General features: G+C 71.9%; 26 protein-coding genes, 3 pseudogenes and 1 riboswitch. Of the genes and pseudogenes, 16 read left to right on the top strand and 13 right to left on the bottom strand.

Annotated elements, in window-relative coordinates:
- The first annotated feature begins 20 nt into the window (after positions 1 to 20).
- A pseudogene (locus tag KKZ08_RS10610) lies at positions 21 to 634 on the top strand (TetR family transcriptional regulator).
- 29 nt (positions 635 to 663) lie between these two features.
- On the opposite strand, the pseudogene KKZ08_RS10615 reads toward KKZ08_RS10610, so the two are convergent.
- Together KKZ08_RS10615 and KKZ08_RS10620 are read right to left on the bottom strand one after the other, a co-directional pair.
- Positions 664 to 1,737 (bottom strand): annotated as a pseudogene (locus tag KKZ08_RS10615) (PP2C family protein-serine/threonine phosphatase); the annotation flags it as partial.
- Between the two features lie 70 nt (positions 1,738 to 1,807).
- Positions 1,808 to 2,296: a GNAT family N-acetyltransferase gene (locus tag KKZ08_RS10620; protein WP_223774220.1), complete on the bottom strand. Its 489-nt coding sequence runs from the start codon at positions 2,294 to 2,296 to the stop codon at positions 1,808 to 1,810.
- A 107-nt stretch (positions 2,297 to 2,403) separates the two neighbouring features.
- Here KKZ08_RS10620 and KKZ08_RS10625 point away from each other — a divergent pair, with 107 nt between their 5' ends.
- From KKZ08_RS10625 to KKZ08_RS10635, 3 genes and pseudogenes are all read left to right on the top strand, one after another.
- Positions 2,404 to 3,330 (top strand): TIGR01777 family oxidoreductase, encoded by a 927-nt coding sequence (locus tag KKZ08_RS10625; RefSeq protein WP_223774221.1) that lies wholly within the window; start codon positions 2,404 to 2,406, stop codon positions 3,328 to 3,330.
- Positions 3,331 to 3,497: 167 nt separating this feature from the next.
- Positions 3,498 to 4,849 (top strand): annotated as a pseudogene (locus KKZ08_RS10630) (FAD-dependent oxidoreductase).
- Between the two features lie 200 nt (positions 4,850 to 5,049).
- Complete coding sequence (locus KKZ08_RS10635) at positions 5,050 to 5,553, top strand: hypothetical protein (RefSeq protein WP_223774222.1); 504 nt, start codon at positions 5,050 to 5,052, stop codon at positions 5,551 to 5,553.
- Positions 5,554 to 5,589: 36 nt separating this feature from the next.
- On the opposite strand, the gene KKZ08_RS10640 is transcribed toward KKZ08_RS10635, so the two are convergent.
- Positions 5,590 to 7,035: a regulator gene (locus KKZ08_RS10640; protein ID WP_223774223.1), complete on the bottom strand. Its 1,446-nt coding sequence runs from the start codon at positions 7,033 to 7,035 to the stop codon at positions 5,590 to 5,592.
- 217 nt (positions 7,036 to 7,252) lie between these two features.
- Here KKZ08_RS10640 and lipB point away from each other — a divergent pair, with 217 nt between their 5' ends.
- From lipB to KKZ08_RS10660, 4 genes are all read left to right on the top strand, one after another.
- On the top strand, positions 7,253 to 8,074 hold the full coding sequence (lipB, locus tag KKZ08_RS10645; protein WP_223774224.1) for a lipoyl(octanoyl) transferase LipB: 822 nt from the start codon (positions 7,253 to 7,255) through the stop codon (positions 8,072 to 8,074).
- 102 nt (positions 8,075 to 8,176) lie between these two features.
- The gene (locus KKZ08_RS10650; protein ID WP_223774225.1) at positions 8,177 to 9,142 is read left to right on the top strand and encodes a lipoyl synthase; all 966 of its coding nucleotides are present in this window, start codon (positions 8,177 to 8,179) and stop codon (positions 9,140 to 9,142) included.
- A 309-nt stretch (positions 9,143 to 9,451) separates the two neighbouring features.
- On the top strand, positions 9,452 to 9,655 hold the full coding sequence (locus KKZ08_RS10655; RefSeq protein ID WP_223774226.1) for a hypothetical protein: 204 nt from the start codon (positions 9,452 to 9,454) through the stop codon (positions 9,653 to 9,655).
- Between the two features lie 30 nt (positions 9,656 to 9,685).
- Positions 9,686 to 10,393 carry a DUF4191 domain-containing protein gene (locus tag KKZ08_RS10660; protein ID WP_223774227.1) on the top strand — a complete coding sequence of 236 codons (708 nt, stop codon included), beginning with the start codon at positions 9,686 to 9,688 and terminating at the stop codon, positions 10,391 to 10,393.
- Positions 10,394 to 10,533: 140 nt separating this feature from the next.
- On the opposite strand, the gene KKZ08_RS10665 is transcribed toward KKZ08_RS10660, so the two are convergent.
- Positions 10,534 to 11,001 carry an RDD family protein gene (locus KKZ08_RS10665; RefSeq protein WP_223774228.1) on the bottom strand — a complete coding sequence of 156 codons (468 nt, stop codon included), beginning with the start codon at positions 10,999 to 11,001 and terminating at the stop codon, positions 10,534 to 10,536.
- Positions 11,002 to 11,204: 203 nt separating this feature from the next.
- Here KKZ08_RS10665 and glnA point away from each other — a divergent pair, with 203 nt between their 5' ends.
- Positions 11,205 to 12,614: a type I glutamate--ammonia ligase gene (gene glnA, locus KKZ08_RS10670; protein WP_223778991.1), complete on the top strand. Its 1,410-nt coding sequence runs from the start codon at positions 11,205 to 11,207 to the stop codon at positions 12,612 to 12,614.
- Positions 12,615 to 12,752: 138 nt separating this feature from the next.
- On the opposite strand, the gene KKZ08_RS10675 is transcribed toward glnA, so the two are convergent.
- Positions 12,753 to 13,091 (bottom strand): hypothetical protein, encoded by a 339-nt coding sequence (locus tag KKZ08_RS10675; RefSeq protein WP_223774229.1) that lies wholly within the window; start codon positions 13,089 to 13,091, stop codon positions 12,753 to 12,755.
- 319 nt (positions 13,092 to 13,410) lie between these two features.
- On the opposite strand from KKZ08_RS10675, the gene KKZ08_RS10680 reads away from it, so the two are divergent.
- Positions 13,411 to 14,628, top strand: coding sequence for a helix-turn-helix transcriptional regulator (locus tag KKZ08_RS10680; protein ID WP_346657868.1), 1,218 nt, complete (start codon positions 13,411 to 13,413; stop codon positions 14,626 to 14,628).
- Positions 14,629 to 14,642: 14 nt separating this feature from the next.
- Entirely contained in the window at positions 14,643 to 15,008 is a 366-nt protein-coding gene (locus KKZ08_RS10685) for a hypothetical protein (RefSeq protein ID WP_223774231.1), read from the top strand.
- A 44-nt stretch (positions 15,009 to 15,052) separates the two neighbouring features.
- Here the strand turns inward: KKZ08_RS10685 and KKZ08_RS10690 are convergent, their stop codons facing one another.
- The 6 genes from KKZ08_RS10690 to KKZ08_RS10715 all read right to left on the bottom strand — a co-directional run bounded on the left by KKZ08_RS10690 (position 15,053) and on the right by KKZ08_RS10715 (position 20,383).
- Complete coding sequence (locus KKZ08_RS10690; RefSeq protein ID WP_223774232.1) at positions 15,053 to 15,838, bottom strand: metallophosphoesterase; 786 nt, start codon at positions 15,836 to 15,838, stop codon at positions 15,053 to 15,055.
- A 68-nt stretch (positions 15,839 to 15,906) separates the two neighbouring features.
- On the bottom strand, positions 15,907 to 16,728 hold the full coding sequence (locus tag KKZ08_RS10695) for an ABC transporter ATP-binding protein (protein ID WP_223774233.1): 822 nt from the start codon (positions 16,726 to 16,728) through the stop codon (positions 15,907 to 15,909).
- Positions 16,725 to 17,720 carry an iron chelate uptake ABC transporter family permease subunit gene (locus tag KKZ08_RS10700; protein WP_223778992.1) on the bottom strand — a complete coding sequence of 332 codons (996 nt, stop codon included), beginning with the start codon at positions 17,718 to 17,720 and terminating at the stop codon, positions 16,725 to 16,727. The genes KKZ08_RS10695 and KKZ08_RS10700 overlap by 4 nt, the downstream gene beginning before the upstream one ends.
- Before the next feature lie 26 nt (positions 17,721 to 17,746).
- Positions 17,747 to 18,757, bottom strand: a complete 1,011-nt coding sequence (locus KKZ08_RS10705; RefSeq protein ID WP_223778993.1) for an ABC transporter substrate-binding protein — start codon at positions 18,755 to 18,757, stop codon at positions 17,747 to 17,749.
- Positions 18,758 to 18,840: 83 nt separating this feature from the next.
- A riboswitch (cobalamin riboswitch) is annotated at positions 18,841 to 19,027 on the bottom strand.
- A 7-nt stretch (positions 19,028 to 19,034) separates the two neighbouring features.
- Positions 19,035 to 19,523, bottom strand: a complete 489-nt coding sequence (locus KKZ08_RS10710) for a VOC family protein (protein ID WP_223774234.1) — start codon at positions 19,521 to 19,523, stop codon at positions 19,035 to 19,037.
- Positions 19,520 to 20,383, bottom strand: coding sequence for a helix-turn-helix domain-containing protein (locus tag KKZ08_RS10715; protein WP_223774235.1), 864 nt, complete (start codon positions 20,381 to 20,383; stop codon positions 19,520 to 19,522). The genes KKZ08_RS10710 and KKZ08_RS10715 overlap by 4 nt, the downstream gene beginning before the upstream one ends.
- Before the next feature lie 218 nt (positions 20,384 to 20,601).
- Between KKZ08_RS10715 and KKZ08_RS10720 the strand changes: the two genes are divergently transcribed.
- On the top strand, positions 20,602 to 21,732 hold the full coding sequence (locus KKZ08_RS10720; protein ID WP_223774236.1) for a haloacid dehalogenase-like hydrolase: 1,131 nt from the start codon (positions 20,602 to 20,604) through the stop codon (positions 21,730 to 21,732).
- Here the strand turns inward: KKZ08_RS10720 and KKZ08_RS10725 are convergent.
- Positions 21,729 to 22,691 (bottom strand): alpha/beta fold hydrolase, encoded by a 963-nt coding sequence (locus tag KKZ08_RS10725; protein WP_223774237.1) that lies wholly within the window; start codon positions 22,689 to 22,691, stop codon positions 21,729 to 21,731. The two genes, KKZ08_RS10720 and KKZ08_RS10725, sit on opposite strands and share 4 nt — an antisense overlap.
- A gap of 131 nt (positions 22,692 to 22,822) precedes the next feature.
- A complete protein-coding gene (locus tag KKZ08_RS10730; RefSeq protein ID WP_223774238.1) occupies positions 22,823 to 23,131 on the bottom strand; it encodes a hypothetical protein in 309 nt (102 codons plus the stop codon).
- A gap of 167 nt (positions 23,132 to 23,298) precedes the next feature.
- On the opposite strand from KKZ08_RS10730, the gene KKZ08_RS10735 reads away from it, so the two are divergent.
- From KKZ08_RS10735 to KKZ08_RS10750, 4 genes are all read left to right on the top strand, one after another.
- Positions 23,299 to 23,667 (top strand): arsenate reductase family protein, encoded by a 369-nt coding sequence (locus KKZ08_RS10735; RefSeq protein WP_223774239.1) that lies wholly within the window; start codon positions 23,299 to 23,301, stop codon positions 23,665 to 23,667.
- A 151-nt stretch (positions 23,668 to 23,818) separates the two neighbouring features.
- On the top strand, positions 23,819 to 24,289 hold the full coding sequence (locus KKZ08_RS10740) for a hypothetical protein (protein WP_223774240.1): 471 nt from the start codon (positions 23,819 to 23,821) through the stop codon (positions 24,287 to 24,289).
- 148 nt (positions 24,290 to 24,437) lie between these two features.
- Positions 24,438 to 25,466 (top strand): glutamine synthetase, encoded by a 1,029-nt coding sequence (gene glnII / locus KKZ08_RS10745; RefSeq protein ID WP_223774241.1) that lies wholly within the window; start codon positions 24,438 to 24,440, stop codon positions 25,464 to 25,466.
- Positions 25,467 to 25,768: 302 nt separating this feature from the next.
- On the top strand, positions 25,769 to 26,332 hold the full coding sequence (locus tag KKZ08_RS10750) for a winged helix-turn-helix domain-containing protein (protein ID WP_223774242.1): 564 nt from the start codon (positions 25,769 to 25,771) through the stop codon (positions 26,330 to 26,332).
- The last annotated feature ends 37 nt before the right edge of the window (positions 26,333 to 26,369 follow it).

The following is a 26,369-nucleotide window of genomic DNA, read 5'->3' on the forward strand; positions in this document are numbered from 1 at the left end:
GAGCCGCGTACTCTGCCGTGGTGAGCACACAGGGCCTGACCCTCACCGAGCGCCGCAAGCTGGCCACGCAGCTGGAGATCGCCCACGCCGCGGCCGAGCTGTTCGTCGCGCGGGGCACCGACGGCACCACGGCCGAGGCCATCGCGCGGCGGGCCGGGGTCGGGCTGCGCACCTTCTACCGGTACTTCCGCGCCAAGCAGGACGCCGTAGGACCGCTGCTCGCCGTCGGTGGGCAGCGGTGGCGGGCGCTGCTGGCCGCGACGGATCCGGCGGTGGCCCTGCCCGACGCGCTGCGGGCGGCGGTCCGCGAGGCGCTCGCCGCGCCGGACGAGGCGGCGGCGGACGGGCTGCGCCAGACGCGCGGGCTGCGCGCAGCCGCGGGGACCTGGCGCTGCGGGCGGTCTGGTACCGCGTGAACCAGGAGTCCGAGGAATTGCTCCGCCCGCTCGTCGCTGAGCGCGTGGGCGTAGGACCGGGTCCGCTCCAGGTCCGCCTCGCCGCGGCCGCCGCGACCGCCGCCATCCGGATCGCCCTGGAGACCTGGTCGGAGACGGACGCGGACGTCACGGGCCCCGGCTCCCCCGCGGACCTCGCGGCGCGGTGCCTGGACCGCCTCATGGGCCCGGGGTGGTGAGCGGTGCGGCGGCGCCCAGTCACGTCATCGCGCACCGTCCCCGCGAAGCGCAGCACGTCCAACCACACCCGCTCCGTGAGGCCTGCGGGGTCGTCCAGGGTCGCCGGGTCCGCCTTCACCATCTCGCTGATCCGCTCGGCCAGCGGATAGAACGTGCCGGACGCGTCGCGCGCCTCGCTCACCCCGTCGGTCAGGCCGAACAGCCGGTCCCCGGCGAGCAGCGGCACCGTCAGCTGTTCGGGCGGGGCGAGGCCCGAGATGCCGAGGCCGAGCGGAGGCGCTGACGCCACCGGCAGCTCGATGACCTCGGGGCCGCGCAGCAACAGCGGCGGCGGATGGCCGCAGGAGACGACGCGGACGACGGTGGAGTCGTCGGGGAACTCGAGGAGCACGGCCGTGGCGAACAGCTCGGCGTGCTCGTCGCCCTCCGAGTCGACGACGAGCCTGCGGTCGAGGCGGGCCGCGACGCCCTCCAGGTCGGGCTGGTCGAGGACCGCCTCGCGGAAGGCGCCGAGCAGCGCGGCGACCGTGCCGACGGCGGCAAGACCGTGCCCCCGCACATCACCGATGAGGGCCCGGACGACCCCCGGCCCCCTGCGTACGTCGAAGAAGTCGCCGCCGACCAGCGACTCGTGCTGCGCGGCCTGGTACAGGCCCGCGAACCGCACGCGCCCGACCCGTTCCGGCAGCGGCGGCAGCACCGCGAACTGGGCCGCCTCGGCGACCGTGCGGACCGTGACGAGCTGGGCCTCGCGGCGGCTGCGCACCCATGCGAAGACCACACTGAGCAGGGCGATGAAGGCGATCGTCAGGGCGTCGCTGTTGCCGGGACGGCCGAGCCCGAAGTCGGGCAGCAAGAGCAGCACGACCACGGCACCGCCCATCAGCGCGGTGGCGGCGGGCCCGTACGACAGGGCGGCCAGCGGCGGCGCGGCCACGACCAGGAAGGTGAGGTCCACCGTCTCGGGGGTGAGCCACTGGAGGAGGGTGATCACCACCAGGAGCAGCGGCGGCGGCCAGCGCAGCCAGGGCGGGGGCGGCGTTCCGCGCAGCAGCCAGTCGCGCTCCTCCGCGTCGCGCCGTCTGGCCGCAGCCCTGATCATCTCTTCACGCTCCTACGCGCGCGGGGACACCGCACGCCGGGCCGGTCCGTCGGGTGCGGTGTCCCACCGGTCACAGAGGGCGGCCCATCAGCACGTCGTCGACGTACGCGCCGTCCAGCAGGAACTCGCCGGGCAGCACGCCCTCGATCACGAAGCCCTCCGCTTCGTAGAGCTTGCGGGCCGGGGTGTTGTGTCCGAGGACCCGCAGCGTGAGGCGGATGGCGCCCTGTCTGCGGGCCTCGTCCATGGCGGCCCGGAGCAGCCGCCTGCCGACCCCCGTGCCGCGCACGTCCTCGGCCACGACGAAGCCCTGGATCTGGCGGACGTGGGCGTTGACGGCGAGCGGCGTGGGGAACCCGAGCTTCACATAGCCGACGAGCCGCCCCTCCAGCTCGGCGACGAGGTGGTCGTGGGGGCCGAACCGGTCGTTGAAGAAGGGCTCGTAGGGAGGCTCGGGGCGGGGCTGCACGGCGTGCAGGGTGGACCACGTGGCGCGGTCGAGACGGGCGAGGGCGTCGTCGTCCTCGGGCAGCGCGGTGCGTATGTGCATGTCCGTCATGGCGCCACTGTACGGCGGCGCCCGCCCCGCCCACCGGGCTTTCCCGGGCAGCCGCCACGGAGTCCCGCGACGGGGCCCGCCGGGCCGTTCGGAGGCAGGATGGAGCCATGGAACCCACACAGCCGCAGCGTTCCCCGCAGCCGTACCGGGTGGCCGTCGCCGGCGCCTCCGGGCTCATCGGCACCGCGCTCACCCGCTCCCTCGCAGCGGACGGGCACGAGGTGGTCCGGCTGGTGCGCAGAGCGCCCCGCGGCAAGGACGAGGTGCGCTGGGACCCCGAGGAGGGGTACGTCGACGCGGTGGGCCTGACGGGCTGCACCGCGGTCGTCAACCTCGCGGGCGCGGGCATCGGCGGCCACCGCTGGACGGACGCCTACAAACGGGAGCTGCGCGACAGCCGGGTCCTCGGCACCGGCACGCTCACCGCCACGGCGGCCTCGCTCGACGTACCGCCGCGCGTGTTCGTGAACGCGAGCGCGATCGGCTACTACGGAGACACCGGTCAGCGCGCGGTGGACGAGAGCGCCCCCGCCGGGCAGGGCTTCCTGCCGTCCCTGTGCGTGGAGTGGGAGGCGGCCACCGCGGCCGCCGAGGCGGCGGGCATCCGTACCGTCCATGCCCGCAACGGCCTGGTGGTGGCGCGCGAGGGCGGCGCCTGGGCGCGCCTGTTCCCGCTCTTCAAGGCGGGTCTCGGCGGCCGCCTGGGCAACGGCAGGCAGTACTGGAGCTACATCTCCCTGCACGACGAGGTCGCCGCGCTGCGCCATCTCCTCGACACGGAGTCGTTGTCGGGCCCGGTGAACCTCACGGCGCCCGATCCGCTCACCAACGCCGAGGTGACGGCCGCGATGGGGCGGGTGCTGAAGCGGCCCACGCTCCTCACGGCACCGGCGCCCGCGCTGCGGTTGGTGCTCGGCGAGATGGCGGGCGATGTCCTGGCGAGCCAGCGGGTCGTGCCGAGGCGCCTGCTGGACTCCGGCTTCACGTTCACGTACCCCGGCATCGAGGAGACGCTGCGGGCCGCCCTGAGGTGAAGGGGCCTTGGGGACCTCGCCGCGTGCGACCGGCGTGCGACCGTGCCCGGTGCGTGCGCGACTGCCCCGGGCCCGGCCCGCTCCTACCCTCGTCCCGAAGTCGGGGATTCCGGCGCCTCGTCGAGGGCATCAGCTCCCCACCAGCCGCGCGACCTCTGGGAGGGCACGTGCTAGAGCCAGCGCACCATGCGGATGTCGTCATCGTGGGGGCCGGGGCCGCGGGGCTCTCGGCCGCGCATCGGCTGACCAGCGCCGGTGTGACGACCGTCGTCCTGGAGGCCGCCCCTCACGTCGGCGGTCGCATGTCGACCGAGAAGGTCGACGGCTTCCGGCTCGACAGGATCGGGCAGCTGCTCACCACCTCGTATCCGGAGCTGCGCCGCACGCCGGGCCTCGACGCGCTCGTCCTGCGTCCCTTCGCGCCGGGCCTGCTGGTGCACAGCGACGGCCGCCGCCACCGCGCGGCCGAGCCGCTGTCGGGACGGAGCGCGAGGGCGCGCTCACGGCGGCGCGCGCCCTCGCGAGCGCCCCCGCGTGCCGCGGCCCGCACGGACCGTCTCCGGTGCGGCACCGCGCACCGCCGCCCCGCTCGGCGGCCCCTCGACCAGGCCCGGCTCGGCGCCGCGCTCGCCCGCCTCGCGGCGACCCCGTCGAGCGCCTGCTGGCCCGCCCCGAACTGCCGGCGGCACGCGCCCTGGCCGCGCGCGGGCTGCCCTCCCGCACCATCGACGGCTTCCTGCGTCCGCTGCTCTCCGCACTGCTCTGCGACCCCGGTCTGACCACCTCGAGCCGGTGCGCGGACCTCGCCCTGCACGCCTTCGCGCGCGGCCGGCTCTGCATACCGGAAGGCGGCGCCGAGGTCCTGCCCGAGCTGCTCGCGGCGGCGCTGGCGCCGGGCACGGTCCGCACCGGGGTGCGCGTCACCTCGGTGGCGACGACGTCCGTCACCACCGCCGAGCACGGCGAGATCTCCTGCCGCGCCGTGCTGCTCGCCACCGACGCCCGCGCCGCCGCCGAGCTGCTGCCCGGCCTGCGCGTACCGCCGTTCCACGAGCTGACGGTGTTTCACCACACCGCTCCCGAACCGCCGCTCGACGGTCCCGCGCTGCTCCTGGACGCCGACCGCGCGGGCCCGGTCGCCCACACGTCCGTCATCAGCCGGGTCGACCCGTCGCGCGCGCCCGCCGACCGCGTCCTCGTCTCCTCGACGGTGCTCGGCCCGCCGCCGGACGAGCGGACCGTCCGCGCGCACCTCGCCACGCTGTACGGCGCCCCGACCGACCGCTGGGAACTCCTCGCCGTCCATCACACCCGCGAGGCCGTGCCCGCGATGCCGCCGCCGCACGACCCGCGCCGCCCGGTCCGCCTGCTCTCGGGGCTCTACGTCTGCGGGGACCACCGGGACACCAGCACCGTGCAGGGCGCCCTGCACTCGGGGCGGCGCGCGGCACACGCGGTACTCACCGACTTCGGCATCGCACCGGCGTACGCCCGGGAGCCACTGCCCGCCGCGGCCTGAGGCCGAAGCGGACTGTCCGACCGCCCCCGCTCCCCCGGCTGACCCCTCCGATCTCTGGGTCCGCTCCCCGGAAGCCCCCGTTCCCCCACGCGGGGGCTTCCTCCTGCCCCCGCCACCTCACAGGGCCCGGCAACTCCCCTCGCCGCTCCTGCCATACGCGATTACGGCCCCCCGGATCGCCAAGCAGCGGGAGGACTGACGTGCGTCGCACCTTGCCGGTGGTGTCGATCGTCCTCGGCTTATTGATGGGAGCTGTCGCTCTGCCCAACGCCCAGGCCGACGCCTCCCCCGACAAGCCCGCGGGGCCGGACGCGCCACCGTCGGTCGTCCCCCGCCCCACCGACTGGACGGCGCTCGGCGGCCACACCTCGCTCGTCGCCGAGGACGTGGCCGGTGGCCTGCACGGCACGTCGTACATCATCGACAACCCGGCGCCCGTGCCCGGCGTGCGCGGCCGGGCCCGGCGGTTCGACTCCGACCGGGACGGCGTCGGCTTCGGCGGTCTCGACGCGCTGACGTGGGTGGCCACGCCGGGGCACACGGTCCTGTACGCCGACGGGGTCCGGGTCGGCGCCGTGGACGCGTCGCTGCCCCTCCCCCTGCGTTCGATCGGGACGGAGAAGGCCGGTCTGCGCGGGGATCTGGATGACCTGATCACATGGGACGAGGCGCTGTCCCCGGCGGAGGCCGCGCGTCTGAAGTGAGCTCCGCACCGCCGGGAAGCGCCGTCGCGCGCGAGGTCACCCGAGGGCCGCGAGCCTATCGCGGTACCCCCGCACCGGCGCCGCGTCCCGGTACGGCTCAAGGCGGCGCTCGAATTCGCGTACGTACTCATGGGCCCGGGCGGACCGCATCTCCGCCGCCGCCTGCGCCGCCTCCGCGCCGAGCTGGCAGGCCTGCTCCAGCTCGCCGAGGCCGAGCCGCGCGGTGGCGAGCACCACCCGGCAGAACAGGCGGCTGCGCGCGAAGCCGGGCGCGCGCAGCTGGAGCGAGCGCTCGGCGTGCTGGGCGGCGGCGCGGTACTGCTGGAGGTCGCGGTAGCAGTGCCCCTGCTCGTCCGCGAGCTGCGCCTCGTCGAAGAACCGCGCCCAGTACGGCACCTCGTCGCCGGGCCGGGACGCTTCGAGCGACCGCTCGGCCCGCACCAGGGAGGCCGCGCAGGCCCGCGCCTCGCCGAGCACCCCGTGCCCGCGCGCCTCGGCGGCGTACAGCAGGGACTGCACCACGGGCGGCGCCGAGGAGCCGACGCCCTGCTGGGCCACGCGCGCGAGCTGCACGGCCTCGCGTCCGTGCCCGAGGTAGACGGCCTGGCGGCTCATCGTGACCAGGACGTACGAGCCGTACGCCCGGTCGCCCGCCGCCTGCGAGAGGCGCAGCGCCTGGACGTAGTACCGCTGGGCGAGGCCGTGGGCCGCGATGTCGTACGAGGTCCAGCCCGCGAGGCGGGTCAGATCGGCGGCGGCCGCGAAGAGCCGCCGCCCGGCCTGCTCGCCGTAGGTGCCGCGGAGCATCGGCTCGGCCTCGTGCTCCAGGTAGCGGACGAGGGCCTGGCGTGCGTGCCCGCCGCCGTAGGCGTTGTCGAGCGCGCGGAACAGCTCGCCGACGGAGCGCAGCGCCGCGATGTCGCCGTTGGTGACGCGCTGGCCGGGGCCGCGGTCGGACTCCCTGCGCTGGCGGGGCACGCCGGGGCGGCCCTGGGCGGGCACGCGCACCTGGCCGGGATCGGTCTCCCCGCGCCCGACGCGCTCGTCGGCCCGGCCGATCAGCCAGTCCCGGCTCGGCACGACGAGGCCGGCCGGGGTGAACGCGATCTTCCGCAGTTCGGCGTGGCTGCCGGAGTCCTTGCGCCACAGGCCCCCGACGATGTCGACGGCCTCTTCGGGCGTGGCGGCGAACTCCAGCCCGGCGTATACCGGCGCGCACGCGTCGAGCCCGAGGTCCTGGGCGGACAGGCGCCGCCCGAGCCGTCGGGTGAAGACCTCGGCGATCAGTGCGGGTGTGGTGCCGCGGGGCTGCTGCCCGCGCAGCCATCTGGTCACGGACGTCTTGTCGTAGCGCAGATCGAGGCCGTGTTCGAGGCCGAGCTGATCGACGCGGCGGGCAAGGCCCGCATTGGAGAACCCGGCTTCCGAGATGAGCGCGGCTAGCTGGCGGTTGGGAGTGCGCTGCGGGGGTCGTTCCGTCATCGGCTGTGCGGTCTCCTGCCTTCCGGGCCTGCCTTGAGCAGCCCTTATGGCCTCGTGAACGGCGCGAATGTAACGGCCATCACAGCCCGTGGATGCGGCTTCCTCCGCTGTTCATCCGATCGTGTGAGGAACCCGGGCCCGAGTTGCCTGCTGAGGTGGCCCGTACAGTGGCAGGGGCGCGATATGTGCACGGTGAATGTTCAGGGAGGCACCTGCCGTGAGTGAGTTTCGGTTCGTCCATATGGGCTTCGGCCCGGACGCCGTGGAGTACCAGGAGGCATGGGACGAGCAGCGCCGCGTGCACGCGGCCCGCTTCGCCGACGAGGTGCCCGACACCTGCCTGCTCGTGGAGCATCCGCCGGTCTACACCGCGGGCCGGCGCACCGAGGACAGCGAGCGCCCGCTGGACGGCACGCCCGTCATCGACGTGGACCGCGGCGGCAAGATCACCTGGCACGGTCCGGGCCAGCTGGTGGGCTATCCGATCCAGAAGCTGCCGCGCCCGGTGGACGTCGTAGCACATGTGCGGCGTCTGGAGGAGGCTCTTATCCGTACGTGTGCGGAGTTCGGCCTGGAGACCTCGCGCGTCGAGGGCCGCAGCGGCGTATGGGTCCTCGGGGACCCGGTGGCGGAGCGCCCGGCGCTCGGCGGCCTCTCCCTGGACTTCGACCCGCGCCTGACGGACGACGAGTTCGACGCCCGGTTCAACGGTCCGGAGTACGCGCCGTCCAACGCGGGCCAGCGCCGCGAGGACCGCAAGATCGCCGCGATCGGCATCCGCGTCGCCAAGGGCGTGACGATGCACGGCTTCTCGCTGAACGTGAACCCGGACAACACCTGGTTCGACCGGATCATCCCGTGCGGCATCCGCGACGCGGGCGTCACGTCCCTGGCGTACGAGCTGGACCGCGAGATCACCATCGCCGACGTCCTGCCCGTCGCCGAGCGGCATCTGCGGGACGTACTGGAGAACGCGGAGCTGAAGCCGCGGGTCGTGGAACGGCAGACGGAGAAGCAGGCCGAGCCCGCGGGCGCCTAGGGGAATGCTCGCCTCTGGCCAGAGGTTGGCCGGAAGTAAGTCCCGCGAAATAACGGGCGTACTCTGGTGTGCGCCGAAGAATCGAAGCTACAGGGAGCCGATGTGTCCGCAGTCGCACCCGACGGACGCAAGATGCTGCGCCTGGAGGTCCGGAACGCCCAGACCCCCATCGAGCGCAAGCCCGAGTGGATCAAGACCCGGGCGAAAATGGGCCCCGAGTACAACGCCCTGCAGAAACTCGTCAAGAGCGAGGGTCTGCACACGGTCTGCCAGGAGGCGGGCTGTCCGAACATCTACGAGTGCTGGGAAGACCGCGAGGCCACGTTCCTCATCGGCGGCGACCAGTGCACGCGGCGCTGTGACTTCTGCCAGATCGACACCGGCAAGCCGCAGGCCCTCGACCGCGACGAGCCGCGCCGCGTCGGCGAGTCCGTCGTCACGATGGACCTGAACTACGCAACGATCACCGGCGTCGCCCGCGACGACCTGGAGGACGGCGGCGCCTGGCTGTACGCCGAGACGGTGCGCCAGATCCACGCCATGACGGCGGAGCGCGCCGAGGGCTACACCAAGGTCGAGCTGCTCATCCCCGACTTCAACGCCGACCCCGACCAGCTGGCCGAGGTCTTCTCCTCGCGCCCCGAGGTCCTCGGGCACAACGTGGAGACGGTGCCGCGCATCTTCAAGCGGATCCGCCCCGGCTTCCGCTTCGAGCGCTCGCTGGAGGTCATCACGCGGGCCCGCGAGGCCGGCCTGGTCACCAAGTCCAACCTCATCCTCGGCATGGGCGAGGAGCGCGCGGAGATCAGCGAGGCGCTGCACGCCCTGCACGAGGCGGGCTGCGAGCTGATCACGATCACGCAGTACCTGCGCCCGACCCCGCGGCACCACCCCGTGGAGCGCTGGGTCAAGCCGGCGGAGTTCGTGGAGCTGAAGGAGGAGGCCGAGGAGATCGGCTTCTCCGGTGTCATGTCGGGCCCGTTGGTCCGCTCCTCGTACCGCGCCGGCCGCCTGTACCAGATGGCGATCGAGAAGCGCGGGGCGTACGTGGCCTCGCAGGCGGTGTGACACCGGCACTTGCCGGGCGCGGGGAGACCGTGTGAATCCGCGCACAAGAGACTACTGACTGGTAGAAGCCGCAACGACGCGGCCCGCACGATCCCGCAGGTGACAGGGTCGTACGGGCCGCGTCGGCTTTTTGGGCGATGCGTCGAGGTTTCATCGGCGTTTGACCGGTCGGTCATGCCCTGGTAACACCAATCAGTGACCCTGGAGTCACCGCACGTACAGCTCTACCCCGAGCCATACCCCCGCGCATTGCCCCAGCCTTACCCATAGCGCTCATCCCCCGAGCCGCTTCCCCAGGAGGGCCCCATCATGCAGGCCGCGCCCGTACGCGCCACCGCCATCCCGTCCGTCACCGACGCCCTGCGTGCCGTCGAGTCGCTGCTGATGAGCGGCGGCCAGCGCACCGCACGCCGCAACGCCTGGACTTCCGTCCTCGAGGACCGGCGTCGCGCCAAGGACCGGGTCGAGGCGCTGCGGGTCTTCGAGGAGGGCGTGGCAACCCGCACGTCGTAGTCGCGCCCGGGGCCACGTAGACTTCACGACATGGCGAGGAAGGAAACCACCGCGGCGGATGCGGCCGCGGAGCCAGGGCGACTCAAGCAGATCGCTCTGACCTACAAGATGACCCGACGGGCCGACTCCAAAATCGGTCTCATCATCGCGGCTGTGGGAATCGTCACCTTTGGTGTCTTCCTCGCGATCGGCTTCTTGATCGGTCACCCGGTCTATCTGGGCATTCTCGGCTTCCTGCTCGCCTTCCTCGCGATGGCGATCGTCTTCGGACGCAGGGCCGAGCGTGCCGCCTTCGGACAGATGGAGGGCCAGCCCGGAGCGGCGGCCGCGGTGCTCGACAAGATCGGCCGTGGGTGGACGACGACCCCCGCGGTCGCGATGAACCGCAGTCAGGACGTGGTGCACCGCACCGTCGGCAAGGCCGGCATCGTCCTGGTGGCCGAGGGCAACCCGAACCGGGTGAAGGGCCTGCTGGCCGCCGAGAAGAAGAAGATGGCGCGCATCGTGTCGGACGTCCCGGTGCACGACGTCATCGTCGGCACCACCGACGACACGGTCTCCCTGAAGAAGCTGCGCACGACGCTGCTGAAGCTGCCGCGTGTCCTCACGGGCCCGCAGGTCACGGCGACCAACGACCGCCTGCGGGCGATGGGCGACCTGATGTCGAACATGCCGCTGCCAAAGGGTCCAATGCCCAAGGGCATGCGGATGCCGCGCGGCGGCCCGAAGGCGCGGTAGTTCTTCCCGTGCGGTAGCGCTCCGCGCCGGCACGCCCCTTCCACCTACGGCGATGCCTTCCACCTACGACGATGAAGGCCCCGGAACCGATCGGTTCCGGGGCCTTCATCGTCGTAGGCCGGTTCTCGTACTCGTCCCGGTCAGATCCTGACCTGCACGGCGCGGGCGAGGCGGTCGTGGAGGCCGCGGCCGTCGCGGTCCCAGATCAGGGCGGGGATGGCGACGCACAGCAGGACGCTGCGGGCCAGCACCCAGCCGATGCCGAGCCGCCCGCCGCCCTCGGCGACGACGCGCAGCCGGAACAGGGCCTTGCCGGGCGTGCAGCCGACCGTGCCGACGGTGAGCACGCTCATCACGAAGAAGATGCCGAGGGCCCAGTTGCCCATGGCCTGTTGGTCACCGCGGGCGAACAGACCGTATGCGATCACCATGCACAGGCCCCAGTCCACGGCGATGGCACCGATGCGGCGGCCGGGGCGCGCGATCGATCCCGGCCCCTCCTCCGGCAGGCCGAGCTGCTCGCCCCGGTACCCGAAGTCGACTCCGGCGTCCTCCGCGGCCGCGCGCGGGCCGGACAGCCACGATCCGATTACTTGCCTGTTGTCCACCCGTCCACGGTACTGCGGCCGGTCCCGGACGGGACCGGGGCACCCCCCTTCGCCGCCGGGCCGGTTAACTTCGGCGAAACAAATGGGTCATGCTTGAGAAATCCCCCGTCCCTATGGTCGGGTCCCAGCGTGTGCCACCGCACTGGCCGCACCACGAGCTGCAACCCCGTCCCGCCCCGGGCGGGAGTAGGAGGAGTTGGATGTTGTTCCAGAACGCCGACGACGCGAAGAAGTACATCGCGGACGAGGACGTCAAGTTCATCGACGTCCGCTTCTGCGACCTGCCCGGTGTCATGCAGCACTTCACGATCCCGGCGGCGGCGTTCGACCCGGACGAGGAGCTGGCCTTCGACGGATCGTCGATCCGTGGCTTCCAGGCCATCCACGAGTCGGACATGGCGCTGCGCGCCGACCTGTCGACGGCTCGCGTGGACCCCTTCCGCCGCGACAAGACCGTCAACATCAACTTCTTCATCCACGACCCGATCACGGGCGAGCAGTACAGCCGTGACCCGCGGAACGTCGCGAAGAAGGCCGAGGCGTACCTCGCCTCGACCGGCATCGCGGACACGGCCTACTTCGGCCCCGAGGCGGAGTTCTACGTCTTCGACAACGTCCGCTTCCAGACGTCGGCGAACGAGAGCTTCTACCACATCGACTCCGAGGCCGGCGCCTGGAACACCGGTGCGGTCGAGAACAACCGCGGCTACAAGGTCCGCTACAAGGGCGGTTACTTCCCGGCCCCGCCGGTCGACCACTTCGCCGACCTGCGCGCCGAGATCTCCCTCGAACTCGACAAGAACGGCCTCCAGGTCGAGCGCCAGCACCACGAGGTGGGCACGGCGGGCCAGGCCGAGATCAACTACAAGTTCAACACGCTGCTGGCCGCGGCCGACGACCTGATGCTCTTCAAGTACATCGTGAAGAACGTCGCCTGGCGCAACCAGAAGACCGCGACCTTCATGCCGAAGCCGATCTTCGGCGACAACGGCTCGGGCATGCACGTCCACCAGTCGCTGTGGTCGAACGGCGTCCCGCTCTTCTACGACGAGCAGGGCTACGCGGGCCTCTCCGACACCGCGCGCTACTACATCGGCGGCATCCTCAAGCACGCGCCGTCGCTGCTGGCCTTCACCAACCCGACGGTGAACTCCTACCACCGCCTGGTCCCCGGCTTCGAGGCCCCGGTCAACCTGGTCTACTCGCAGCGCAACCGCTCCGCGGCCATGCGTATCCCGATCACGGGCTCGAACCCGAAGGCCAAGCGCGTCGAGTTCCGCGCGCCGGACCCGTCCTCGAACCCGTACCTCGCCTTCTCCGCGCTGCTCCTGGCGGGCCTCGACGGCGTCAAGAACAAGATCGAGCCGGCCGAGCCGATCGACAAGGACCTCTACGAGCTCGCCCCCGAGGAGCACGCGGGCGTCCCCCAGGTCCCGACCTCCCTCCCCGCGGTCCTCGACGCCCTGGAGGCGGACAACGAGTACCTCCAGGCGGGCGGTGTCTTCACGTCCGACCTGATCGAGACGTGGATCGACTACAAGCGGACGAACGAGATCGCGCCGATTCAGCTGCGTCCGCACCCGCACGAGTTCGAGCTGTACTTCGACATCTAGGAGACGGGGCCGGGTGAGCAGGGGCTGAAGCTCCGTCGTTTGGACTCGGTGCCAGAAATGCTGCGAGGGCCGCCATCCCATGATCGGGGTAGCGGCCCTCGCTGGGCGTCGGCTGTCGTCGCCTGTGAGGGTTTGCCCCTACGCCTTGTGGACGGCGGTGGATTCAATCTCCTCCGTGGTGTCCTCCCACGTGTGCTGTTCCGCATGGTCGGCGAACAGGAAGCAGCCCTCTTCATCGGGCCGAGGGCCGATGACCGGGCAATCCGGCAGGACGACCAACCGCACCTCCCTCGTCCCACACCAGCGGAGCCACAGCGCTGTGCCGTACTCCAGGTCGTCAAGAAAGCCGTAGTGATCACTGCCCTCGTGTACGGGCAGTTGGCATTGCACGGCGCTGTCAATACATCCCGAGGCCGCCTCCTCCCGTGCTTGCCGCGCCAGGTCCAGATCCAGTCGGCGCCAGTGCCCGCACCGCATCACGACTCCATCCGAGGGAGGGCGCCGCGCCGCGAGGAGTGGTCCGTGCAGCGCGGGCACGTGCATGGCGGAAAGCGACCGGGGTTGTCGGGGGTCTTCGCCTTCTCGTCCTCCCGCACCTCCGTCAGCTGGCTCCACGTCCGACCCGAGTCGCGGGAAACTCTGAGCGTCATGAGGACACGGTGTCCGGCGGTCGGGGCCTGTGTCCGCGCATCGTCCTTCGGCTCTTGCGCCATGGCGTCATCTCGCGTGGTCATGACCGAACTCCCCTTTGAATCCCGCTGCTCTTCCGGGGCAACCTCAAGGGAAGCGCCAGAAGTTGCGGACCTCCACGGCCCGATTGGTCGGCGTGGACCGCACGACGATCGGGCGCTGGGAAAGCGGCAGGATCAGCCCCCAGCCACCGCAGCGACGAGGTTTGGCCGTCGCCCTGGAAGTGAGTCTTCAGGAGCTGGACGACCTCCTGACACCGTCACGGGTCACAGGCCAGGAGACCGCCGGGCGCCAGGCCCTTGACCCTCCGAGCGCAGGAGACTCTGACGAAATGATCCGCCGCGCATTCCTCCGCATACTGACTGTCAGCGGCGCCTTGACCGTCCTGTCGGTCGAGGAGGCCGAAGCCCTCACCGAGGGCGCTCGCCAAGGGGAGCCCGCCGACTTCGCGCGCATGAACAGCCGTCTCTGGCAGGTCTACCGACTGGCGCGCGCCAAGGGCTCCGTGTATCCCGTCATCCGTGAACAATTGTCGGCCCTGAACGAGGCATTGGCGGGGCAACGTGGAAGCGCACAGCTTCTCCTGAACGCAGCCTCCGATCTCTTCCAGTTGGCCGGCGAGGTGGCGTTCGACGGCAATCGATACTCCGACGCGGCCGCGTCGTACTCCCTGGCGGCGTCGGTCAGCAAGGACGCCAAGGCATATGACCTGTGGGCGTGCGCGCTTGTTCGCCACGCCTATGTGGATATGTCCGAGCAGCACTACCATCAGGCGGCGCAGGTGCTCGCCGCGGCCGAACAGCTGGCCCGCCGGGGGGACAGCAATCTCTCGACTCGGCACTGGGTCGCTTCCGTACAAGCCGAGGCGTACGCCGCCCTTGGTGACCTCGACGCATGCGAACGCTCGATGGAAAGGGCCGAGAAGGTCCGGGATCTCACCGTGGACAGCATCAACAGCGGATGGCTTCGGTTCGACGGAGCGCGTCTGGCCGAGGAGCGCGGCTCGCGATTCGTGCGGCTGGGACGTCTCGACCTGGCGGAGGGCGTATTGAAGAACGCTCTCGCACAGACAGTCCTGGCCTCCGGCCACTCGTACCGCCGACGCGGAGCAGTGCTCACGGACCTGGCCGCCATCGGCGCCAAGCGGCGGGACGCCGAGCAGGTCGTGGCGTACGGCGAGGAGGCTCTCCGCCTGGCCCGAGCCTCCGGGTCCGGGTCTGTCGCCCGTAGACTCCAGGCCTTGTGCGACGAGTTCGGTTCTTTGGGCCGCGACCCCCGCGTGGCGGAGCTGGGAGTCGAGATCGCCACTCTGAGCACGCCGTGACGAGAGGGGTAGGCATGTCGCAGACCGAGGGTGCACGACTGTTCCGGGAAGCCTGGATCGCGGGAGTTCGCCGGCACTTTCCGGGAGAGCCGAAGGCCGGCTACGTCATGCCGTGGGACGACACCCCACAGTGGGAGCGTGAGGCGGCGGGCTCCGTCTACGACCAGGTCCGCCACTTCGTCGAGATCAGCGGCGGCAGCACGGCGCGGCTGTCCCGCGAGCAGAAGAGCCGCTTCGTCGCCACGTGTTGGACAGCCCAGATGTTCAAGCATTTCGACGAGCCGAAGCCGGGCTACGTGGCCGATTGGCCCGAGCTTCCGACTTGGCAACAGGAGACTGACGCGGACATTTTCGAGGCCATCGAGAAGTCTCTGGGCTGACGGCTGACGCTGCCTGCCCCGCGCCCCGCCCCGCCCCCCAAAGCTCACGCCAGCGGCACCACCCGGTAGTGCGTAGTCAGGCGGCCGGTCTCGTCCAGGACATGGAAGGCCACCGCCGGAGGCAGGTCCCTGTGTACGTGGTGGGTCGCGTGTGTCTGGGGTTCCCAGGGGAGGCGGAGGGTCGAGACGACGCCGGGGGCCACCAGGAGCGGGCGGTCCGCGAATGTCGTTGCCGCGGGGGTGTGCGCGTGGCCCGCCAGGAATGCCGTGATGTTGGGGTGGCGGGCCGTCAGGGCGGCCAGGCGGGCCTCGTCGAACTGGCGGATCTCGTCGACGTACGGCGTGTGCAGGGTGGTCGGCGGGTGGTGGAAGGCGATCAGCGCCGGGGCCGCCGCCAGGGTGTTCGTCAGCCAGGTCAGGGTCTCGTCGGCCAGCCTGCCGTGGTCCTCGCCGGGGACCGAGGTGTCGCAGAGGGCGAGGGTGAAGCGGGGCGTCGTGCGGGAGTGGTTGACCGGGGCCGTACTCGGCGGCTCGCCCAGCAGGTGTGCGCGGAACGCCGCGCGGTCGTCGTGGTTGCCGGGGCAGGCCAGCAGCGGGTGGCGGGTCGCCAGGAGTTCGCGGGCCGCCTCGTACTCCGAAGGGGCCGCGTGGTCGGCTATGTCGCCCGTGACGATGACCGCGTCCAGGTCGTACGGGAGGGCGTTCAGGTACTCCATGACCGCGCGGGTGCGGGCGACGCTGCGGCCGCCGTCCTCCTCGCGCGTGTCGATGTGGGTGTCGCTGACGTGGGCGATCACCGCGGTCGTCCGTTCCTGTGGCTGCGCTCGCATGGCCGCGGGCTCCTCCTCGCGTGGTTCACGGTCCTCGGCGTGAACCTACGGCCGGCGGCCGCTGCGCGTTAAGGGCCAGTCGTACGCGGCTGGACTGGTACCGGTCCTCGCAGGAAGCGGACGGAGGGAGGGTCCTCCCGGGTCACCACCGCCCGTACGCCGTAGACCTCCGCGATGAGTTCCTCCGTGATCACCTCCGTCGGCGTGCCCGCCGCGTACGCCGTGCCGTCCTTCAGGATCAGTACGTGGTCGCAGAACATCGCCGCCAGGTTGAGGTCGTGCAGGGCGATCACGCTGGTGACGGGGAGTTCGGCGACCAGGGAGAGCAGGTCGAGCTGGTGCTGGATGTCGAGGTGGTTGGTGGGCTCGTCCAGGAGGAGTTCGCGGGGCTCCTGGGCCAGGGCGCGGGCTATCTGGACGCGTTGGCGTTCGCCGCCGGAGAGCGTGTGCCAGGACTGGGCCGCGCGGTCGGTGAGGCCCGTGCGCGCCAGGGCCTCGCGCACGGCCCGCTCGTCGTGGGGCGTGGGGGCCGACCACGCGCGGCGGTGCGGGATGCGGCCGAGGCGTACGACGTCTCGTACGGTCAACTCGGTTTGTGTGGTCGCGTGTTGTTCTACCACCGCGATACGGCGTGCCACCGTGCGGCGCGGGGTGTCGGGCAGCGGGTGGCCGTCCAGGGTGACCACTCCTGAGGCCGGAGCCAGGACGCCGGCCAGGATGCGTAGGAGCGTGGATTTCCCGGAGCCGTTGGGCCCGAGGAGGCCCACCGTGGTGCCGGGCGGCGGGGCGAGGCTCACGCCGTCGACGACGAGCCGACCGCCGGCCTCGCGGGTGACCCGGTCGGCGCGCAGACCGCCCCGGGCGTCCGCCGTCACCTCGTACGTCGTCATGTCGCCCTCCGTGTCCGGTACAGCACCACCACGAACGCCGGTACGCCGATGAGTGACGTCACGACGCCCACCGGGACCTCCTGCGGGTCCAGGGCCGTTCGGGCCAGGGTGTCCACCCAGACCAGGAACACCGCGCCGGTGAGCGCCGTGACCGGGAGCAGCCGGGCGTGCCCCGAGCCGGTGAAGGCGCGGGCCGCGTGCGGCAGGACCAGGCCCACGAAGCCGATGGCGCCCGCCGAGCTGACCAGGACGGCGGTCAGCAGCGCCGTCACGCAGAGCAGGACCAGGCGGGTGCGGGCCACCCGTACGCCCAGTGTTGCCGCCGCCTCCTGCCCGAAGGCGAAGGCGTCGAGCGTACGGGCGTGGCCGAGGCAGACGAGCAGCACCGCGGCGAGGACCGCCGCGCAGAGCCACACATCCGTCCAGCCCGCCCCGCTGAGCGAGCCGAGCAGCCAGAACAGCACGCCGCGGGTGGTCTCCGCGTCGCCCGCGGTGAGGATGACGAACGACGTCAGCGCGGAGAACAGCTGCATCGCGGCGACGCCCGACAGGACGACGCGGTCCGTCGTGCCGCCGAGTGTGTGGCTCAGCAGGAGGACGAGCGCGAACGAGCAGAGCGCGCCCACGAAGGCACCCGCCGAGATCGACAGCGCTCCCCCGCCGACGCCGAGGACGACGACCGCGACCGCTCCGGTGGACGCCCCGGACGACACGCCGAGCACGAAGGGGTCCGCGAGGGGGTTGCGGAGCAGGGACTGCATGACCGCGCCGCAGACCGCGAGGCCCGCGCCGCAGACCGCGGCGAGCAGGGTGCGGGGCAGCCGCAGGTTCCAGACGATGCCGTCCCTGATGGGGGTGAGGTGTGCCTCGCCCCAGCCGAGGTGCGCGGCGAGCGCCGAGAACACGTCGGGGACCGAGATGTCGGCGGGGCCGATGGTGACGGCGACCGCCACCGAGAGGACCAGCGCGGCGCCGCCGGCCAGCCACAGCAGCCCCTGCCGGGCGGGGGCGGCCGGGCTCACTTCGCCAGCCCGAACTTCCGCAGCCCGGCGGCCACTTGCTCGATGCCGTCGACCGTGCGGATCGTGGGGTTCATGGCCTGGCCGCTGAGGAGTACGTAGCGCTTCTTCTTGACGGCGGTGAGGTTCTTGGTCGCGGGGTTGGACTCCAGGAACCTGATCTTCGCCGCGGCGCTCTCCGCGGACTGCGACTTGCGGGTGAGGTCGCCGATGACGAGGACGTCGGGGTCGCGGTCGGCGACGGTCTCCCAGTTGATCTGGGGCCACTCCTCGCGGGTGTCGTCGAAGACGTTCTTCGCGCCGAGTTCGCGGGTGATGATGCCGGGGGCGCCGCAGCAGCCCGCCATGTACGGGGCGTCGGAGTTGGCGAACCAGTACAGGAGCGAGACACCGGACGCGTCGATGTCCTTCGTGGCCTTCGCGACGCGGCCCTTCAGGTCCGCGATCAGCTTCTCGCCGCGCTTCTCGACGCCGAACACCTGGGCGAGGTCGCGTACTTCGCCGTAGACGGTGTCCATGGTGAGGGTCTTGACGCGTTTGCCGTCGCCGCCGCCGTCGTTGTCCTTGCCCGCGCAGTCGGTGGGCGATACGTAGACGGGCACGCCGAGTTCGGTGAACTTCGCGCGGTCGGCGACGCCGCCCTTGCCCACGGTGTAGAGGAAGGAGGCGCTGACGAAGTCCGGCTCCTTGGAGAGGACCTTCTCCAGGGCGGGATAGCGGTCGGCGAGCCGCTCGACCTTCGCGTTCTCCTTCTCCAGGTGCTTCGGGACGGGGTCGGTCCAGGTGCCGGTGCCCGCCATGCGGTCGGCGAGGCCGAGGGAGAGCAGGATCTCCGTGGAGCCCTGGTCGAGGGAGACGGCGCGCTTCGGCGGGGCCTGGACCTCGGCCTCCTTGCCGCAGGAGGCGACGGTGACGGGGTAGCCGTCGGCGCTCTTGCCCGCGGACTTCTGGGCGGAGCCTCCGCCGCAGGCGGTGAGCGCGAGCAGTGCGGTACAGAGCACGGCGGACATACGGGCTGTCGAGGACACGCGATCCCTTGAGTGTCACGGCTCATACGCGGAGCCTGGTCTGCGTCACGGCCTCCGCCGCCCGGTGTGCGAGCGGAGGCGCCAGCAGGTCTTCGGACTCGGGATCGAACCGGACGGGGCGCCTTCCCAGGCGTCCGAAGACGCCCAGTGGCCGTGGCCCCGCCCGTCCCCCTCACCGCTGCGCGTCAGTTCCGGATTTCCACCGGATTCCCTGGCCCAGGTGTGGGTTTGACTGGCTTGCGCAAGTTATCACGCGCCTTCACCGGCCCGGGCCCGGCCTCGGCTCGCCCCGGTAGGTGCCGAAGGACCAGCGGTTTCCCTCGGGGTCCCGGATACCGAACTCGCGGCTGCCGTACGGCTTGTCCTCGATGTCTCCGGTGATCTTCACGCCCGCCTCGCGGAGGCGGTGGTACAGGTCGTCCACCCGGTCGGTCACGACGTAGGCGCCGGAGGTGCCTGGCTTCCCGCAGGTCTCGGCGGCCGTCCCGGGGTCGTACGAGCCGAGCATGACGCCGCCTCCCTCGGGCCAGTCGAGCTGGGCGTGGACGACGCGGCCGCCGTCCTCGTACACGGCCGTGCGCAGGAAGCCGACGGTGTCGACGAGGAAGTCGATCAGGGCGGGGGCGTCCTGCGCCTGGAGGCACGGCCAGGTCGTGGGGGCGGGGGTGGTGGTGAGCGGCTCGTGGTGTGTGGTGTCAGGCGCGGTATCAGGTGTGGTGTCACGTGTGGTGTCAGGTGTGGTGTTCATGTCTGCCACTCTTCGCCTCCGGCGTGCGCCCCGGCTTGGATATTCCGGCACTCCTCGGCCAGCCAGCCCGTGGGGCTCACCCCCGTGTACTGCCGGAAGTCCCGTACGAGGTGGGAGTGGTCGTAGTAGCCCGTGTCGGCGGCGACCCGGGCGAGGTCCGGCGGGTCGCCCGCCGCGACGGCGCGGGTCACGGCCGCCTTGGCGTGCTGGAAGCGCATCAGGCGCGCGGCCTGCTTGGGGCTCAGCCCGGTCTCGGCACGGAAGAGGGCGGTCAGGCGGCGCTCGCTGAGGGCGACGTGCCGGGACAGGCCGCCGAGGGTGCCGGCGCCGCGGTGCCGGGCGAGCCAGGCCCAGGCCTCGGCGACCTCGGGGCGCACGGCTCCGGCGGGCCGGTCCGCGCGCCGCCTCAGGTAGTCGGCGAGGACGGCGAAGCGGTCCTCCCAGGCCTCCAGGGCGCACAGCCGCTCACGGACCTCGGCGGCGCCCGCGCCGAGCACGTCGGTGCCGCCGACGACGAGCTGTCCGGCAAGCTCACCGGCGGGCAGGCCGAGGAGCGCGCGGGCCGCCAGCGGGTGCACGGCGAGCTGGACGCCGGCCTCGTGCTCGGGCTGGACGACGTAGGCGGGGCTCTGGTGGAGGCCGCCCACGATGATGTCGGTGCGGACCGCGTCCGCGCCGGTCGCCTGGGCCGGCGTACCACCGGTGGCGATGGCCCCGTCCAGGGAGAAGATCACCGTCAGGTACGGCGACGGCAGGCCCCGGTGCAGGGCGAGCCGCTGCCCCGCGGTGCGGTAGCCGACCGCCGAGACGACCATGCCGTCGAGCCGGGGAACGGCCCGCACGAACTCACGGGAGCCCATGCGGTCCAGTATGCGACGCCCCGGCCTCCACCGCCGAGGCCTCGCCCCGGCCCGCACGCGCCCGCCGACGCCCCTGTCCGCTACCCGTCACCGCGCCCCCCATGCCCGTCCGCCCCGGTGACTTCGATCATGGGAATCCCGTGGCCGGGCCCATAGCATGGCGCGCCGCTCCGGACGGGGCCGCGCATCGCACTCAGGAACGGCGGGACACGGGAAACATGGCAGTACGAGCCAGGAACAAGCGGGCCCTCATCGGTGGCGTGGGGGCGCTCGTCGCCGCCGTGATCGCGGGCGGCGCGCTGTGGCCCGCCGGTGAGGCGACGGCGGCCGACACCTCGGCCGCCACCGCCCGCGAGCTGTCGCACTGGCCGGAGCCGGTCGCCAAGAAACTCGGCAAGGTCATCGCCGCGAACGACCACAAGGGCGCGTACGCCGTCTTCGACGCGGACAACACCTCGTACCGCAATGACCTGGAGGAGTCGCTGCTGCCCTTCCTGGAGATGAAGGGCGTGCTGACCCGCAAGACCATGGACCCGTCCCTGAAGGTCATCCCGTTCAAGGACACGGCGACGCACAAGGAGAGCCTCTACAGCTACTACAACCGGCTGTGCGAGGTGGACGACCAGGTCTGCTACCCGTGGGCCGCGCAGATCTTCTCCGGGTTCACGCTGAAGGAGCTCAAGGGGTACGTCGATGAGTTGCTGGCGTACGAGAAGCCGATCCCCGCGGAGTACTACGAGGACGGGAAGGTCACCAGGACCGAGGTGAAGCCGCCCGAGCTGTCGAACGGCATGCGGCAGCTCTACAAGACGCTGCGCGCGCACGGCATCGAGGTGTACGTGGTCAGCGCGGCAGGCGAGGACCTGGTGCGGATGGTCCTCGCCGACCCGAAGTACGGCTACGGCGTGAAGCCGCGGAACGTCATCGGGGTGTCGATGCTGCTCAAGGATCGCGGGACGGGCGCGGTGACCAGTTCCCGCAAGGAGATCGCCGAGGGCCGCTTCGGCGAGAAGGACCGGGCGAAGCTCGCGGGGCGCGAGCTCACGCCCAAGCTGTGGGCCCCGCTGACCTGGTACGAGGGCAAGCCGGCCGCGATCAACACGTACATCGACGAGTGGCGCAAGCCGGTCCTCGTCGCCGGTGACACCCCGGTCAGCGACGGTCCGATGCTGTTCCACTCGGCGGACGTGGAGCACGGCGGCGTACGCGTCTGGGTCAACCGCAAGGACGCGTACATGAAGCAGCTCGACGGGATGAAGAAGAAGAACGCCGGGCGGCAGCGCGAGCTGGGCCAGAAGGTGACCGCCGACAAGCGGTGGTTGACGGTCACCCCCGAGCAGATCCGCTAGCCGCCGGGCGGCCGGCCCCGGCCGGGGCGCTCTTCGGCCGCCGTCCACGCCGCCACCTGCTTGGCGAGCGCCCCGCCCGCCTTCGTCCAGGCGAAGTGGTCGAGGCGGGCGCCCGCCTCCCGCGCGGTGTAGTGGCGCCGGGTGAGGCGGGCCCGGGGGACCTTGCCGAGCAGGTGGTCGAGGGCGGTGGCGGGGGCGAGGGTGTCGTGCTCGACGGAGACGGCGAGGACGGGCAGGTCCAGGGCGGCCAGGGCCGCTTCGTAGTCGAGCACGGAGCCCTTGGGGGCGTAGCGGCCGGTGAGCCCCTGGTGCGCCCAGTCCCGCATGACGCCCTTGGGCTGGTTGCCGCCGAAGCCGAGGCGGGCGCCGGGCCAGCGGCCGAGCACGGTCGCCGTCGCGGCGATCAGCAGCTCGCCGAGGAGCAGACCGGGGGCGCGCCGCGGGCCGTACGCGCGGAACCAGACGGACCCCGAGGCGACGAGCGCCACGCCGTCGACGTCCGGCCCGGAGCCCAGGGCGGCGTACAGCAGCGCGAGCTGGCCGCCCAGGCTGTGGCCGAGGAGGCGCAGGGGCGGCTCAGGGCCCAGCTCGGCCCGGACCGCCGCGAGGACGGCGGGCAGGTCCTCCTCGACGAGCGCGCGGTAGCCGTGGTCGCGGGCGCCCCGGTCGGTGGCGCGCGGCGTCGCCTCGCCCTGGCCGCGCAGGTCGGCGGTGAGCACGGTGAGGCCCTCGTCGTGCAGGTGGCGCGCGAAGCGGCGGTAGAAGCGGGCGGGGGTGCCCATCGCCGGCAGGACGAGCACCGCGGCGGCCGGGGGCGGCCCCGGTGCCGGTCCCGAGCCGGACGGCAGGAAACGCTCGGGCGCGGGGGCACGCAGGGCGCGCACCGGAACGCGGGCGCCGTCCGGGAGTTCGACGGTCGTCAGGAGCGGCAGTTCGCCGACGGGTTCCGGCTGGGTCATGGGCCCAGCATGACCCACCGTACAGGCGGACGCGGCGATTCAGGCGGAAAGACGGCGCGGAAAGACGGCGCGGGGGGACGGCACGGCCCGGGGAGGCCAACTGCCGTCCCCGGGCCGCGCGTTCACTCCCCTCAGCGGCTGTAGCGCATCAGCGCGCGCACCATGTGGCAGGTGATGTCGGAGGGCGGGTGGATGCCGACCTCCTCGGCCATGCCTCGGATCGTGCTGTTCTTGGCCTGGTTCGGCAGGTACACGCCCGAGTCGAGCAGGGCGATGGCCAGGCGCATGGCCTTGAGGCGGCGGTTGTGGTTGACGTACCACTCACGCGGGCGCCCGGCGGGCAGCGCCTTCTTCTCCCGCGGTACGTACGGCAGGTCGATCAGGACGGGCTTCGGTACGGTCTTGGACACACGCTTCGACGTGAGTGCGGCAGCGGGCACGGGCATCCTCCTGTCGCGGTCGGGACCCCCCGTCGGGCGCCCTCGAACACTACTGTGATTCTACCGCCAGGCACTGACAATCGCCGCTGGCCAGACGCCCTTTGGGGTGTTCGAATACGGTCGCGTCGCGCGCCCTGGGGCGGGTGTTCCGGAGGTAGCGTGTGGGCATGGAGATCTGGATCAACCCCGCCTGTTCGAAGTGCCGCAGCGCCCTGACGCTGCTCGACGCGGAGGGCGCCGACTACACCGTGCGCCGCTACCTCGACGACGTACCGACCGAGGACGAGATCCGCGCCGTCCTCGATCGCCTCGGGCTCGAACCGTGGGACATCACGCGGACCCAGGAGCAGGCCGCCAAGGACCTGAACCTCAAGGACCGCGAGGCCTGGCCGCGCGACGCCTCCGCCCGCGCCCGCTGGATCAAGGCACTCGCCGAGCACCCGAAGCTGATCCAGCGCCCCATCATCACCGCGGATGACGGCACGGCGGTCGTGGCCCGCACGGAGGAGGCGGTCCGGGACGCGCTCTCACGCTGACGCGGCGCCCACGTTCCGGCGCGCTCCCAGTCCGGCGCGTGGGCCAGGAAGCCGATCGCAGCCCGATGGGACATATACGTCAAACCGTTACATGGACCCGCATAGCGTTGAGAGCTCCGGAGGACACGAAGAGCGGAGAAAGGGGCGCGCCATGCGGAGCTGGATGTTCGGGGGCGTATACGGAACGGTCCTCGCGAGCGCGCTGCTGGCGGCGCTGCACTCGGAGGGCGCCCCCTACACGCCCACCTACGACGCGGCCTGGGTCATGGTCACCGCGGGCGCGGCCGCGGTGACGCACGGCTACGCGCACCACATGGCCACGCACCGCCCCGGCTCGGCCGTCCACCGCTGGCGCCAGCTGGCCCGGGCGCTCCTCGACGAGTGGCCGGTCGTCGTCGCGTGCTGGCCGACCGTGGCCCTGCTGCTCCTCGCCGGCGCCTTCGGCTGGCCCGAGCCGGCCGTCACGTCCACCGGACTGCTGCTGAACGCCGCGCTCCTCTTCGGCTGGGGCACCTCCGCCGCGCTGCGGGTCGGCTACCGGCGCCGCTCCGCGGTCCTGCTCGGCGGCGCGGACGCGGCGATCGGCCTCGGCATCGCCGTCGCGAACGCGGTCATCAAGTGACGTGAGCCACACCCGGCGCAGGTAACACGGGGTTCACATGAGAGCAACGGCCGGGAAATCGCGGATTGCCAGGCTGCCGCTCATCACCACGGCACCGCAGCACCCGCACGTTCTGCGCCGTACCGAACGTTTCAAGGATGAGGCCCCCGTGACCTTCAAGGCTGAGTACATCTGGATCGACGGCACCGAGCCGACCGCCAAGCTCCGTTCGAAGACGAAGATCCTCGGGGACGACGCGAAGGGCGCCGAGCTGCCGCTGTGGGGCTTCGACGGGTCCAGCACCAACCAGGCCAAGGGTCACGCCTCCGACCGCGTGCTCAAGCCGGTCTTCACCTGCCCTGACCCGATCCGCGGCGGCGATGACGTCCTCGTCCTGTGCGAGGTCCTCAACACGGACATGACGCCGCACGAGTCCAACACCCGTGCCGCGCTCGCCGAGGCCGAGGAGCGCTTCGGCGCGCAGGAGCCGATCTTCGGCATCGAGCAGGAGTACACCTTCTTCGAGGGCGACCGCCCGCTCGGCTTCCCCGTCGGCGGCTTCCCCGCCGCGCAGGGCGGCTACTACTGCGGTGTCGGCTCGGACGAGATCTTCGGCCGCGACGTCGTCGAGGCGCACCTGGAGAACTGCCTCAAGGCCGGTCTCGGCATCTCCGGCATCAACGCCGAGGTCATGCCCGGCCAGTGGGAGTTCCAGGTCGGCCCGCTCGCCCCGCTGGAGGTCTCCGACCAGCTGTGGATCGCCCGCTGGCTGCTCTACCGCACCGCCGAGGACTTCAAGGTCTCCGCGACCCTCGACCCGAAGCCGGTCAAGGGCGACTGGAACGGCGCGGGCGCGCACACCAACTTCTCGACGAAGGCCATGCGCGAGGGTTACGACGCGATCATCACCGCCTGCGAGTCCCTCGGTGAGGGCTCCAAGCCGATGGACCACGTCAAGAACTACGGCGCCGGCATCGACGACCGCCTGACGGGCCTGCACGAGACCGCCCCGTGGAACGAGTACAGCTACGGCGTCTCCGACCGCGGCGCCTCGGTCCGCATCCCGTGGCAGGTCGAGCGGGACCGCAAGGGCTACATCGAGGACCGCCGCCCGAACGCGAACGTCGACCCGTACGTCGTCACGCGCCTGCTCGTCGACACGTGCTGCACCGCCCTGGAGAAGGCGGGCCAGGTCTGATCCGGCGCCGGCCCCGCCGACGGGGGCGCCCACCGATCGCGGTGGGCGCCCCCGTCGTCATCGGCCCATCTGCTTCAATGGGGGGCATGGGCAGCAGCTACCAGAACTCCGCGACGGGTCGGCACGACCTCGAGCCTTTCTGGCCCTCCCGGCAGCATCACGACTTCGACCGGATGTGTTGCCGCGCGACGAACGCGCGGGCCCTCTAAAGCCGTTCCCACGGCCTTCGCCCCGCGCGAGCACGACGTACGTCTGTTTCTCGACGACTCGACTCCTTCTTCGCGCGAAAGAGCTGACCTCACATGGCGAACTCCCGTACCTTCACCGCGACCACCGCTGCTGCTCCCGTTCCCGCCGCTCGGGGGCGCCTGCGGGCCGTCGACCCCGACGAGCCCCATCCCGCCGTGCCGATCGCCGACTTCCTGCCGCCGGGCGCCCGATGGCTGCCCGCGCCGCCGCACACCCTGCCGACGCTGCCGGGCCAGCCACCGATGGTCGGCTACCTCGTCCTCGTACCCGCCGGGCAGGCGCCCGTGGCCGTGCGGGAACCGGACGAGCCGAGGACGCCGGGCGCCGGGCCGGTCAGGGTCGACCCCGTGCGGCGCTCCGCCGAGGTCGACGGGCGCCCGCTCGACCTCACGTACCTGGAGTTCGAACTGCTCGCCCACCTCGTCGCGCACCCCCACCGGGTGCACACCCGCGACCAGTTGGTGACGACGGTGTGGGGGTACGGCCACGTCGGCGACGGCCGCACCGTGGACGTCCACGTCGCGCGGCTGCGGCGCAAGCTCGGCGCCGAGCACCGCGGGACGATCCAGACGGTGCGGCGGGTGGGGTACAAGTACGCGCCGGGGGCCGCTCGCTGAGCCCCGCACCGGTGAGCCCGCTCTCTGCTGGGAGCAG

This window comes from Streptomyces sp. 135 (assembly GCF_020026305.1).
Lineage (GTDB): Bacteria > Actinomycetota > Actinomycetes > Streptomycetales > Streptomycetaceae > Streptomyces.